This is a genomic window from Micrococcus porci, assembly GCF_020097155.1.
Taxonomy (GTDB): Bacteria; Actinomycetota; Actinomycetes; order Actinomycetales; family Micrococcaceae; genus Micrococcus; species Micrococcus porci.
In genome coordinates this window covers 1,471,569-1,484,352 of sequence record NZ_CP083691.1, presented here as the reverse complement: position 1 = coordinate 1,484,352, position 12,784 = coordinate 1,471,569, and the positions used below count along the sequence as shown (strand labels likewise).

Below are 12,784 nucleotides of genomic sequence, written 5' to 3'. Positions count from 1 at the left end.
CCCGGAGAACCATGCGCCAGATCAGCGAGCCGTACCTGCCCCGCCTGAGCCCCGACGCGGCCATCACCGACTTCCTGCGCGACCAGGCCGTCCAGCACCCGGAGCGGGCCCTGTTCGCCGTCCCCCGCGAGGACGGCTCATGGGACGACGTCACGGCGGCCGAGGCGTGGGACCGCGTCCGCGCCCTGGCCCGGGGCCTCGTGGCCGCCGGGGTGGGCCCCGGCGACCGTGTGGCGATCGTCTCAGCCACCCGTCTCGAGTGGACCCTCGCGGACTTCGCGATCTGGACCGCCGGCGCCGTGACCGTGCCCGTCTACGAGACGTCCTCCGCCTCGCAGATCGCCTGGATCTTCGAGGACGCCGGGGTCGGTGCCGCGATCGCCGACACCCCCGCCCGCGCCAAGTCCGTGTCCGACGCCGTCCATCGCGAGGGCCTGCCCGAGCTGAAGGGCCTGTGGGTGATGGACGAGGACGGCGGCGCGCCCGGGGCCGGACTGGACCGCCTGACGGACGCTGGGGCCGACGTGCCCGCGGACGAGCTCGACGCCCGCCGGGAGGGCGTCACCCTCGAGTCCCTCGCGACGATCATCTACACCTCCGGCACCACCGGTCGCCCGAAGGGGTGCGAGCTGACGCACGGGAACTTCGCCGAGCTCGTGAACCAGACGCTCCGCTCCTCGCTCGGGGAGGTCGTCGACGAGGGCGCCTCCACCCTGCTGTTCATCCCGCTGGCCCACGTGTTCGCCCGGTTCGTCTCCGTGCTCACCGTGGCCGCCGGCGCGCGGTGCGGCCACGTCCCGGACCTCTCCCGACTGGCCACGTCGATGGACACGTACCACCCGACGTTCCTGCTGGCCGTGCCGCGCGTGTTCGAGAAGATCTACAACGCCTCCCTGCTCAAGGCCCAGGCGGGCGGCAAGGAGAAGATCTTCCGGCGCGGCGCCGACGTCGCGGTCCGCTGGTCCCGGGCACTCGAGGAGGGCCGGATGACGGCGCCCCTGCGGCTGCAGCGAGCGTTCTACTCGGCCCTGCTCTACCGCCGGATCCGGGAGGCGATGGGCGGGCACCTCAAGTACGCCGTCTCCGGCGGCGGCCCCCTCTCCCCCGACCTCGCGCACTTCTTCCGCGGCGTCGGTGTGACCATCCTCGAGGGCTACGGCCTGACGGAGACCACGGCCCCCATCACCGTGGGTCGACCCGGCAAGCTCAAGATCGGGCGTGTGGGCCAGCCGCTGGGCGGCAACGAGGTCCGGATCGACGACGACGGCGAGATCCTCACCCGCGGCACGTCGCTGTTCCGCGGCTACCGCAACCGGCCCGAGGCGAACGCGGAGGCCTTCACCGAGGACGGCTGGTTCCGCACGGGCGACCTCGGCGAGCTGGACGACGACGGCTTCCTGAAGATCACGGGGCGCAAGAAGGAGATCATCGTCACCGCGGGCGGGAAGAACGTGGCGCCGGCCCAGCTGGAGGATGCGATCCGCTCGGACGCCCTGGTCTCCCAGGTCATGGTGGTCGGCGAGGCCAAGCCGTTCGTCGCCGCCATCGTCACCCTCGACGCCGACACGCTCCCCTCCTGGGCGAGCGCCCACGGCCTGGACCCGCAGATCTCCATGGCCGAGGCCGCCCGCGAGCCCCAGGTGATCGCCCACGTGCAGAAGGCCGTGGACCGGGCGAACGACACGGTCTCGCGCGCCGAGGGCATCCGCGAGTTCCGGATCCTGGACCGGGACTTCTCCGCGGACGAGGGGCACATGACCCCGTCGCTGAAGATGCGCCGCACGGCCATCCTCAAGGACTTCCAGCCCGTGCTGGACGAGATCTACGGCGCCGGCCCCGCCCGCGGCTGAGCGGACGGATCAGGGCCGGCCCCGGGCCCCGTGCCCGGGGCCGGCGGCCTCAGAGCAGGCCGGAGTCGGGGACGTCGAGGCCGAGGAGGGCGTTCTCCACGACCTCGGTCAGTGCCGGGTGCGGCCAGTACTGGCCGCGGGCCAGGCGGTGGGCGTCGATGCCGAAGGACATCGCGGTCACGAGCGGCTGGATGAGGTTCGCGGCGTCGTGGCCCATGAGGTGGGCGCCGAGGATCCGCCCGGTGGCCCGTTCCGCGACGATCGTGCACACGCCCTCGGCGTCCTCCATGGCCCAGCCGTAGGCGACGTCACCGAAGGCCTGCTCCTTGACGGTCACCGCGTCCTCGCCGAGCAGCTCGCGGGCCTCGTCCTGCGTCAGGCCGACGGAGGCGATCTGCGGCCGGGTGAACACCGCGGCGGGCACCGGCCCCAGGGTGTTCGCGCGGAGGTCCTCCGGGTGCTCCAGGTTGTGGGCGACGACGCGGGCCTCGTGGTTCGCGACGTGCTTGAGCTGCCAGGCGTTGGCCACGTCCCCCAGCGCGTACACGCCCTCCACCGGCACTCCGGAGGAGAGCACCCGCTGGTGCTCGTCGACCGCCAGGACGCCGGCCGCCGTGACGTCGAACCCGGCCGCCTCGGGGCGGAGCCGGTCCGTGTTCGGGGTGCGGCCGACCGCGAGCAGCACGGCGTCGGCCTCGAGGGTCTCCTCCCGCTCGACCATCTGCTCCTGGCCCTCGACGGCGTCGAGGCGCACCCGCACCCACCCCTCGTCGGCCCGCCGCTGATCCCCCACGGGCTCGACGCCGGCGAGGGTCCAGCCGGTGCGCACGTCCCACTGCCGGGCCGCGAGCGCGGTGAAGCGGGTCGAAATCGAGGAGTCGTGGGCCTTGAGCAGCCGGGCGCCGCGGTTGACCTGCACGACCTCGGTGCCGAGTCCGGAGAAGATGGCCGCGAACTCGGAGGCGATGTACCCGCCGCCCAGGATGACGAGACGCTTCGGCTGCCGGGGCAGGCGCATGATCGTGTCCGAGGTGTGCACGGAGGGCAGGCCGACGCCGGGGACGTCCGGCACGGTCGGGCGGGAGCCGGCGGCCACCACGACCTGCTCGCCGGCCAGGACGCGGCCGGACGCCGTCGTCAGCTCCTTGGGGCCGGAGAACCAGGCCTCCTCCGCGACGACCTCGGTGTGCTCGAGCTGGTCCCGCCGGTAGCGCAGACCGCCCTCGCTGATCGCGTCGATCCGGCCGAAGATGCGGTCCCGGATGCCCTCGAAGTCGGCGCCGGTGAAGTCCAGGCCCACGCCGAGGCGCTCGGCCTCGGCCCCCGAGGCGGCCAGCTGCGCCGGGTAGGCGTACATCTTCGTGGGGATACAGCCCACGTTGAGGCAGGTGCCGCCGAACACGCCGGCGTCCACGATGGCGACGCGCCGCCCCTCCCAGTGGTCCGTGACGAGGGAGTTCCCGGAACCGGAGCCGAGGATGATCAGGTCGAAGCGCTCGGTGGTGGCCATGGCGTCAGCATAGGAGACGGCCCGGACGTGAGGGTCGTCCGGGCCGTCCACTTCGTCCCCGGCGGAACTCGCCGCCGGGTCCGGGCTCACTCGATGACGAGCAGCAGGTCCCCGCCCTGGACGGGGGTGACGCCCTGGGTCACCACACGGGTCACGGTGCCCGAGACGGGGGCGGTGATGGCCGCCTCCATCTTCATGGCCTCGATGGTCGCCACGGGCGCGCCCTGCTCGACGACGTCGCCCACGGCGGCCTGCACGGTCACCGAGCCGGCGAACGGCGCGGGCACCTGGCCGGGGACCGCGGCGTCGGCCTTCTCCGCCTGGCGGACGGAGGACTCCACGGAGCGGTCCCGGACCTGGATCTGCCGGAGCTGGCCGTTGAGGGTGAGCATGGCGGTGCGCATGCCCTTCTCATCCGGCTCGGAGACGGACTGGAGCGTGGCGATCAGGCGCACGCCGCGACCCAGCGAGACCACGTGCTCCCGCCCGGGCACGAGCCCGTAGAGGAAGTCGCGGGTGTGCAGGGTGGAGATGTCGCCGAACTCCTCGCGGTGCGCCTCGTACTCCTTCGTCGGGCCGGGGAACAGGAGGCGGTTGAGCACGTCGCGCCGGCCCTGGCCGGCCTCGGCGAGGGCGGCGGCGTCCTCCTCCGAGACCTGGACCATGCCGGAGCCCTCGCGGCGGCCCTTCAGGGCGCGGGTGCGGAAGGGCTCGGGCCAGCCGCCGGGCGGGTCGCCCAGCTCTCCGCGCAGGAAGCCGACGACCGAGTCCGGGATGTCGAAGTCCTCGGGGCGCTCCCGGAACTGGTCCGGGTCCACGCCGCCGCCCACCAGCTGCAGGGCGAGGTCGCCGACGACCTTGGAGGACGGGGTCACCTTCACGAGGTGGCCGAGGATGTCGTCCGCGGCGGCGTACATGGCCTCGACCTGCTCGAACCGCTCCCCCAGCCCCAGCGCGATGGCCTGGGTGCGGAGGTTGGACAGCTGGCCGCCGGGGATCTCGTGCTGGTACACGCGACCCGTGGGGGCCTTCAGGCCCGCCTCGAACGGCGCGTAGATGGCACGCACGGATTCCCAGTAGGGCTCCATGGCGGCGGCGGCCTCGAGGGTGAGGCCCGTGTCCCGCTCCGTGTGCTCGAGCGCGGCCACCAGGGCGGACATGGGCGCCTGGCTCGTGGTGCCGGCCATCGAGGCGACGGCGACGTCGACCGCGTCCACGCCGGCCTCGGAGGCGGCCAGGAGGGTGGCCAGCTGACCGCCCGCGGTGTCGTGGGTGTGCAGGTGCACGGGCAGGTCGAACTCGGCGCGCAGGGCGCCCACGAGCTCCTTGGCCGCGGCGGGGCGCAGCAGGCCCGCCATGTCCTTGATCGCCAGCACATGGGCGCCGGCGTCGACCATGCGACGGGCGAGGCCGAGGTAGTACTCCAGCGTGTAGAGCTCCTCTGCCGGGTCCGTCATGTTGCCCGTGTAGCAGAGCGCGGCCTCGGCCACGGCGGTGCCGGTGGCGCGCACGGCGGCGATCGCGGGGATGATCTGCTCGACGTCGTTGAGGGCGTCGAAGATGCGGAACACGTCCACGCCGGTGGCGGCGGCCTCCTGGACGAACGCGTCGGTCACCTCCGTGGGATACGGGGTGTAGCCCACGGTGTTGCGGCCGCGCAGCAGCATCTGGATCGGGATGTTCGGCAGCTCGGCGCGCAGCAGTTCCAGGCGCTGCCAGGGGTCCTCGTGCAGGAAGCGCAGGGCGACGTCGTAGGTCGCCCCGCCCCAGGCCTCGACCGAGAGCAGGCCCGGCAGGGTGTGCGCCACGGCCGGGGCGGCGGCGAGCAGGTCGCGGGTGCGCACGCGAGTGGCGAGCAGCGACTGGTGGGCGTCGCGGAAGGTGGTGTCCGTGACGGCCAGCGCGGTCTGCTCGCGCAGGGTGCGGGCGAAGCCCTCGGGGCCCTGCTCCGCCAGGACCTGGCGCCAGCCCGCCGGCGGGACGGCGCCCGGGTTGCGGCTCGGGCCGTCGAACGGGGACCGGTCCGGCTCGTGGCGCTTGTCCGAGGGATGCCCGGGCAGGCGGTCGCGGGGGTCGATCCCGTCCACGCGCTCGCCGTGCGGCTTGTTCACGGTCACGTCCGCCAGGTACTGCAGCGCCTTGGAGCCGCGGTCCTGGGAGCGGTTGACCATCGCGAGCTCGGGGTGCTTGTCGATGAAGTCCGTGGCCACGTCCCCGGCCACGAACTGCGGGTCGTCCATCACGTTCATGAGGAACGGGATGTTCGTGGTCACGCCGCGCACGCGGAACTCTGCCAGGGCGCGCCGGACGCGGCGCACCGCCGTCTCGTAGTCGCGGCCGCGGCAGGTGAGCTTGACCAGCATCGAGTCGAAGTGGGGGCTGATCTCGGCGCCGGCGTAGATGGTGCCGCCGTCGAGGCGCACGCCGGAGCCGCCCGCCGAGCGGTAGGCGGTGATGGTGCCGGTGTCCGGGCGGAACCCGTTGGCCGGGTCCTCGGTGGTGATGCGGCACTGGATGGCGAAGCCCCGCACGTGCAGGTCCTCCTGGCGGATGCCGAGCTCCTCCAGCGTCGCGCCCGCGGCGATCCGCAGCTGCGCGGCGACGAGGTCGACGTCCGTGACCTCCTCGGTCACGGTGTGCTCGACCTGGATGCGCGGGTTCATCTCGATGAACACGTGCTGGCCGGCGCGCTCGCCGGCGGTGTCCACGAGGAACTCGACGGTGCCCGCGTTGACGTAGCCCATCTCCTTGGCGAACGCGACGGCGTCCCGATGCAGGGCCTGGCGGATCTCCTCATCCAGGTGCGGCGCGGGCGCCATCTCGATGACCTTCTGGTGGCGGCGCTGCAGAGAGCAGTCGCGCTCGAAGAGGTGCACCACGTTGCCCTCCGCATCGGCGAGGACCTGTACCTCGATGTGCCGCGGGCGCAGCACGGCCTGCTCCAGGAACACCGTGGGGTCGCCGAAGGCGGTGTCCGCCTCGCGCATGGCGGCCTCGAGGGAGTCCTTCAGGTCCTCGGGGCGCTCGACGCGGCGCATGCCGCGCCCGCCGCCGCCGGCGACGGCCTTGACGAAGATGGGGAAGCCGATCTCCTCGGCCTGGCCCAGCAGCCACTCGACGTCGGAGCTGGGGTCGGAGGACTTCAGGGTCGGGATGCCGGCCCGCTTGGCCGCGCGCAGCGCCTCCACCTTGTTGCCGGTCAGCTCCAGCACGTCCGCGGGCGGGCCGACGAAGGTGATGCCGGCCTCGGCGGCCGCACGGGCGAGCCCGGCGTTCTCCGAGAGGAAGCCGTAGCCGGGGTAGATGGCGTCCGCGCCCACGTCCTTGGCCACGCGGAGGATCTCGTCCACGTCCAGGTAGGCCCGCACGGGATGGCCCTCCTGGCCGATGCGGTAGGCCTCGTCCGCCTTCTGACGGTGGATGGAGTTGCGGTCCTCGTGCGGGAAGACCGCGACGGTGCGGGCCCCCAGCTCGTGGCAGGCGCGGAAGGCGCGGACGGCGATCTCGCCGCGGTTGGCGACGAGGACCTTGGAGAAGGCGGGAGCCGCGGCGTGCGCCGGACGACCCGCGCCGTTGCGGGTGGTGTCGGGATCCAGAGGAAGACTCATGGCCCGAGTCTGGCATACCGCTCACGCGGTCCTGGTGAGGTATGCCACATTATGACGGCGCACGGGTCACCCCGCATGCGCCGACGCCCCCTCCCGTGGGGGAAGGGGCGTCGGCGTCGCGGCTCAGGACGCGGTGCGTGCGGGGCGCCGCGCGCGGCGGCGGGCAGAGAGCTCGTCCTCGGGGGCGTGGTCGTCGCCGAGCACCTCGCCGGGCAGCTCGGCGAGGCTGCCCTCGACCTCGCGCCAGACGCGGCCGACGGCGATGCCGAACACGCCCTGGCCGCCCTGGACGAGGTCCACGACCTCGTCCGGCGACGTGCACTCGTACACGGAGGCGCCGTCGCTCATCAGGGTGATCTGCGCCAGGTCGTCGACGCCGCGCTCGCGCAGGTGCGCCACCGCGGTGCGGATCTGCTGGAGGGACACGCCCGTGTCCAGCAGGCGCTTGACCACCTTGAGCACGAGGATGTCGCGGAACGAGTAGAGGCGCTGCGTGCCGGAGCCGGAGGCTCCGCGCACGGTGGGCACCACGAGGTCGGTGCGGGCCCAGTAGTCGAGCTGCCGGTACGTGATGCCGGCGGCCTTGCACGCGGTGGGGCCGCGGTAGCCGACGTCGCCGCCGGGGGCGAGCGCGTCGACGTCGAAGAGACGTCCCTGTCTGCCGTCGATGCCGAGGGGCAGACCAGGACCTGCATGAGGTGTCACAGAGGAGACCCTTCCTGGTCGGCGGCCCCGCTGCGGTGGCCGCTGGCGGGTCGTCCGCGCGCCCTCCGGTGACCGTGGAGGTGCGCGTGGGCGGCCCGGGTGCGGCCGGGGGCCTTCTGGACGACGGTACGGCGCGCCGGGCGGCGGGTCAACGAACCCGAGGGTGGGGGTCCTCCGTGTCGCGCCCCGGCGGGGTCAGGCGAAGTCCTCCGGGTCCACGGAGTCGAGGAAGGCGCGGAAGTCGTCGACCTCGTCCTCGTCCCCGGCCGCGGCGTCGCGGGCCGCCATGCCCGCGGCCGCGATCACCTCCGCGGCGCAGAGCACCGGGACCTGCGCGCGGACCGCCAGCACGACGGCGTCAGAGGCGCGGGCGTCCACCTCGGCTCCCCCGTCGAGCAGCAGGGCGGCGTGGACGGTCTCGTCCTCGATCCGGGTCAGCCGCACGCCGCGCAGCCGCGAGCCCGCGGCGGCCAGGGCGGCCAGCAGCAGGGCGTGGGTGCCGGGCCGGGGGCTCGGGGCCCCCTCCAGGGCCAGCGCCGCGGCCGCCGCCTCCGGAGAGCCGACCCACAGCGGCAGGACGATCTCCCCCGGCGGGTCCAGGAGGAGGATGACGTGCTGCTGCTCGGGCAGCTCCACCCGGACGCCCAGGACGGTCAGGGGCACGTCGCCCGCAGGCTCGGGGGGCTCAGCCATCGAGGCTCTCCAGTCCCGCGCGCACGAGGGCGGCGTGCAGGGCGAGGCAGGCGGTGGCGATCTCCTCCGCCGTCCGGGCGGCGCGCTCCCGGGTGCCGGCGTCCCGGCGGGTGGCCAGCGGGGCCACGGCGCTCTGCACCAGGCCCAACTCGCGGTCCGCCGCGGCGCGGAAGGGCCGCAGGTGGCGGGGCTCGATGCCGTGCGCCGCCAGGCGCCCCGCCGCCCGGACGACGCCGAGGGCCGCCGGCGGGTGCAGGCCGTCCTCCGCGCGCGGCAGCAGCGCGTACTGGTCCAGCTCGTCCACGAGCGGGGCCGGCACCTCAGCCTCCCGGGCCAGCTCGGCCCGCGTCCAGCGGCGGTCGGGGTCCGCGATCCCGTGCCCCAGCCGCACGGCCTCCTGGGCGGCCGCGGGGGCCTCGCCCAGATCCTCGGGGCGCTCGCCGCGGTCCAGGGCGTCGAGGTGCTCCCGGATGACCTTGAGGGGCAGGAAGCGGTCACGCTGCAGCGTGAGGACCAGCCGGATCCGGTCCACGTCCGCGGGCCGGTAGCGGCGGTAGCCCGCGGCCGTCCGCTCGGGGCGCACGAGGCCGCGGTCCTCCAGGAAGCGCACCTTGGACGCGCTCACACCGGGGAAAGAGGGCTCCAGGGCGGCCACGAGGTCGCCGATGCCCAGCGCCGCGCCCGCGGGTGGCGGGGCGGCGGACGGCTCGTGCGGGGCGCTCACGCGGGTCAGGCGGGCTCGGCGGCGTGGTAGCTCAGGCGGTAGCGACCGATCTGCAGCTGCATGCCGGTGCGCAGGCGCACCTGGTCCACGCGGTCGTTGTTGACGTAGGTCCCGTTCAGCGAGGACAGGTCCACGAGTTCGTGCCCGCCGTCCACGGCGCGGAACTCCGCGTGGCGCCGGGAGACCGTGACGTCGTCGAGCAGGATGTCGGACTCCGGGTGCCGCCCCACGGTCACCACGGGGGTGTCCAGGAGGAAGCGGGCGCCGGCGTCGGGGCCCTCGTGGGCGACGAGCAGGGCCGCCCCGGCCGGGAGCGCGCGCACGGCGGCGGTCTCCTCCGGGGACAGACCGGTCTCCGCGACGGGGGCCAGGTCGGTGAGGCTGATGGAGGACGTGTGGAGGCTGGGCTCCTGCTGCGTCATGGGGGTCTCCTCGGGGGTGGGGGACGAGGCGGAACGGGACGAGGCTCGCGTCCGAGGCCCGGACACGCGCGACGCCGCCGACCCCGTCGCCGGCGGTTCATACGGCTCCGCCCCGCCGCGGGTGCGGAGGGGCGGAGGGAGGCGGGTCAGCCGACGTGAGCGGCGTAGCCGGCGGCGTCGAGGAGGCCGTCGACCTCGGCGGGGTCGGACAGCTTGATCTCCACGAGCCAGCCGCCCTCATAGGGGGCGGAGTTCACCAGGGCGGGCTCGCCGTCGAGCTCCTCGTTGACGGCGGTGACGGTGCCGGAGACCGGGGCCATGATGTCCGAGACCGACTTGGTGGACTCCACCTCACCGATGGCCGCGCCGGCGGTCACCTCGTCGCCCACCGACGGCAGGTCGACGTACACGACGTCGCCGAGCGCGTCCTGCGCGAAGTCGGTGATGCCGACGCGGACGACACCGGGCTCGGCCGCGTCCTGGGCCCACTCGTGATCGGTGGAGTACTTCAAGCCCTCGGGAATGCTGCTCATGGTCGAACCCCTTCAGTCGGGTGGGGGGGGATGGTCTGTCCCGCAGACTACCGAGGGAGGAGGGCCTTCCGCCACCGAGGCGCGCTCAGCGCACGCCCCGCATGCCGCGGCGCACGGCCGGGGCCAGCAGCAGCATGACCACGCCGACGGCGATGGTGACGCCGCCGATCACGCCGAAGTACCCGGCCTCGTTCTCCGCGGTGTAGGAGCCGGCCAGCGAGCCGGCGAGCGCGGTGCCCAGGGCCACCGACAGGTTGTAGAGGGCCACCATCAGCACGGGGAAGGCCGCGGGGGCCACCTTCGTGGACAGGGACAGGCCCACCGGGGAGATCATCAGCTCGCCCATGGTCATGACGAAGAGGATGAGCGTCAGCCACAGCAGCGGCACGGCCAGGAAGCCGGAGGCCGGAATGAAGAGGAGGAAGGCCGCGCCGATCAGCAGGATGCCGAGGGCGAACTTCACGGGCGTGGACGGCTGGCGGTCGCCGAGGCGGGTCCACAGCGCGGCGAACACCGGGGCGAACGCGATGATGAAGATCGGGTTGATCGAGCTGACCCACTCCATGGGGATCTCGGTGCCGAACAGGGTGCGGTCCAGGCGGTTCTCCGAGTAGAGCGCCACCACGGTGAACTGCTGCTGGAAGAGCGCGAAGAACACGGCGGTGCCGATGAACAGCGGGATGAACGCCTTCACGCGCGAGCGCTCCTCCGCGGAGACCTTGGAGGACGTCAGCAGCACGGCGAAGATGGCGATCGCCGCGAGGGCGGCGAGCACCACGACGGCGTCGGCGAGGTTGCCCACGTTGACGACGCCCGTCAGGAGGAGGACGGCGACGACGGCGAGGCCGGCCAGCCCGATCAGTGCCCAGCGGCCGTACTGCGAGCGGGGCAGCGGGTCCGGGACGCCGTGGACGGTGGAGGGCAGGTTCTTGCGGGTCAGCGCGTACTGGGTGAGGCCGATGGCCATGCCGACAGCGGCCAGGCCGAAGCCCACGTGGAAACCCCAGGTCTGACGGGCCCAGCCGGTGAGCAGCGGGCCGACGAGGCCGCCGAGGTTCACGCCCATGTAGAAGATCGAGAACCCGGCGTCACGGGCCTGGTCGCCCTTGGCGTAGAGGGAGCCGACGAGGTTGGCGGCGTTGGCCTTGAGGCCGCCGGAGCCGACGGCGACGAGGACCAGGCCGAGGATGAGGCCGGGCACGCCCGGGACCAGGGCCAGGGCGATGTGGCCGAGCATGATGCCGACGGCCGAGAAGAACATGGTCCGCTCGGAGCCGAGGAGGCGGTCGGCGATCCAGCCGCCGAGGATGCAGAACACGTACACCATGCCGCCGTAGGCGCCGACGATGCCGGTGGCGGTGGCCTCGTCGATGCCCAGGCCCCCGCGCTCGGCGGTCCAGGACATGTAGTACACGAGCATCGCCTGCATGCCGTAGTAGGAGAAGCGCTCCCACATCTCCACGGAGAAGAGGTTGGCGAGCGGGCCGGGCTGGCCGAAGAAGCGGCGGCCGTGCCAGTCGGGAGCGGGCGCCTGCGCGGCGCCCAGGTCTGCGTCGGGCGCCACGGAGGCGCCGCTGTCTGGGCTGTGGGTCATCGGAGCATGATTCCATCCACAGGGCCTCCGGCCCGGGCGGGACGACGCCGTCCGACCGATTCGTGGCACAGATCACGCTGCCCGCGAGGCGGGGGCGAGCCGTTCCACGACGACGAGGGCCCCGGAACCGACAGGTTCCGGGGCCCTCGTGCTGCTGGTCGGGCTAGCGGGATTTGAACCCACGACCTCTTGACCCCCAGTCAAGCGCGCTACCAACCTGCGCCATAGCCCGTGGCGATCCGCGGCGTTCCGCGTTTCAGCACTCGTCAATGATACCCCATTCCGAGACGCGGGGCGAATCGACTCCCCCGCCGGCTGGCCGCCTGGGGTACGGGGCCGAAGAGAAAGGGGCCCACGTCCTCTTCGTGAACGTGAACCCCTCGCCCTGAACCAAGGGTGACCCGACCGAGAGCCCCCCGGGCGCGGACGTTCCGTCACCGGGTCGCACGCGCAACCGACGTCTGGGCCGTCTGGCCCCGAGGGGCATGACAGGCGACGCCGCGCTTCCCGCGGATCGTATCACGCGGGCAGGTGCCGTCCGGACATCGCGGGGGCACTTCCCGGGGCGAGTCCAGGCGGCTCAGAAGGTGAAGGTCTGGTCCCCCACCTTGAACTCCACACCGGCGGAGTCCGGGACCTGCCGGCGGACCGCGTCGGCGGCCTCGTCCAGGCGGGCCTGCAGCTCGGCGGGGTCCTTGGGGAGGGCGTCCTGCGCGTACTCCACGATCACCCGGCCGCCGTCCTCCACCTGCTGCACGGCCTCGGCGTCCGGCAGCCCGGACACGCCGTCGACCGCCTCCTGGGCACGCCGGGCGGCGTCCGCGCCCAGCGACCCGGCCGCCCCCGTGGCCTGGGCCACGGCGCTGGACACCGCCTCGGAGGCCTGACTCTGCATGGCCGCCGTGTCGGGGACCCGGTCCATGCGGTCCTTCAGGTCCGCGATCTCCGCCTCGGCGCTCGCGATCCGTTCGTCGGCGCTCGCCAGCGCGTCGGCGGTCTCCTGGTCCGGGCCGGCCGCGCAGCCGGTCAGGGCCAGGGCGGCACCCGCCAGGGTCAACAGGGCCGCGGCGGGGCGGGAGGCGCGCGAGGCGCGGGGCGTCGTCGTCATGAGGGCCAGGCTAGCGGGCCAGCCTGGGACGACCATG

At 73.6% G+C, this 12,784-nt stretch carries 10 protein-coding genes and 1 tRNA gene; 1 reads left to right on the top strand and 10 read right to left on the bottom strand.

Going from position 1 to position 12,784, the window contains the following annotated elements:
- The first annotated feature begins 11 nt into the window (after positions 1-11).
- A complete protein-coding gene (locus KW076_RS07115) occupies positions 12-1,850 on the top strand; it encodes an AMP-dependent synthetase/ligase (protein ID WP_224354654.1) in 1,839 nt (612 codons plus the stop codon).
- 49 nt (positions 1,851-1,899) lie between these two features.
- Here the strand turns inward: KW076_RS07115 and KW076_RS07110 are convergent, their stop codons facing one another.
- From KW076_RS07110 to KW076_RS07065, 10 genes are all read right to left on the bottom strand, one after another.
- Positions 1,900-3,360 carry a mycothione reductase gene (locus tag KW076_RS07110; RefSeq protein ID WP_224354653.1) on the bottom strand — a complete coding sequence of 487 codons (1,461 nt, stop codon included), beginning with the start codon at positions 3,358-3,360 and terminating at the stop codon, positions 1,900-1,902.
- Positions 3,361-3,446: 86 nt separating this feature from the next.
- Entirely contained in the window at positions 3,447-6,968 is a 3,522-nt protein-coding gene (locus KW076_RS07105) for a pyruvate carboxylase (protein WP_224354652.1), read from the bottom strand.
- Positions 6,969-7,091: 123 nt separating this feature from the next.
- Positions 7,092-7,673 (bottom strand): MerR family transcriptional regulator, encoded by a 582-nt coding sequence (locus tag KW076_RS07100; RefSeq protein ID WP_370643420.1) that lies wholly within the window; start codon positions 7,671-7,673, stop codon positions 7,092-7,094.
- Positions 7,674-7,868: 195 nt separating this feature from the next.
- Positions 7,869-8,366: a bifunctional nuclease family protein gene (locus tag KW076_RS07095; protein WP_224354651.1), complete on the bottom strand. Its 498-nt coding sequence runs from the start codon at positions 8,364-8,366 to the stop codon at positions 7,869-7,871.
- Positions 8,359-9,090, bottom strand: coding sequence for a transcriptional regulator FtsR (ftsR, locus tag KW076_RS07090; RefSeq protein ID WP_224354650.1), 732 nt, complete (start codon positions 9,088-9,090; stop codon positions 8,359-8,361). The genes KW076_RS07095 and ftsR overlap by 8 nt, the downstream gene beginning before the upstream one ends.
- A gap of 5 nt (positions 9,091-9,095) precedes the next feature.
- On the bottom strand, positions 9,096-9,512 hold the full coding sequence (locus KW076_RS07085) for an FHA domain-containing protein (RefSeq protein WP_224354649.1): 417 nt from the start codon (positions 9,510-9,512) through the stop codon (positions 9,096-9,098).
- Positions 9,513-9,658: 146 nt separating this feature from the next.
- Positions 9,659-10,045, bottom strand: a complete 387-nt coding sequence (gene gcvH, locus KW076_RS07080; protein WP_224354648.1) for a glycine cleavage system protein GcvH — start codon at positions 10,043-10,045, stop codon at positions 9,659-9,661.
- Between the two features lie 85 nt (positions 10,046-10,130).
- Positions 10,131-11,639, bottom strand: a complete 1,509-nt coding sequence (locus tag KW076_RS07075) for a peptide MFS transporter (RefSeq protein ID WP_224354647.1) — start codon at positions 11,637-11,639, stop codon at positions 10,131-10,133.
- Positions 11,640-11,794: 155 nt separating this feature from the next.
- Positions 11,795-11,871 (bottom strand) — tRNA-Pro (locus tag KW076_RS07070).
- Between the two features lie 348 nt (positions 11,872-12,219).
- Positions 12,220-12,747, bottom strand: a complete 528-nt coding sequence (locus KW076_RS07065; protein WP_224354646.1) for a hypothetical protein — start codon at positions 12,745-12,747, stop codon at positions 12,220-12,222.
- Between the last annotated feature and the right edge of the window lie 37 nt (positions 12,748-12,784).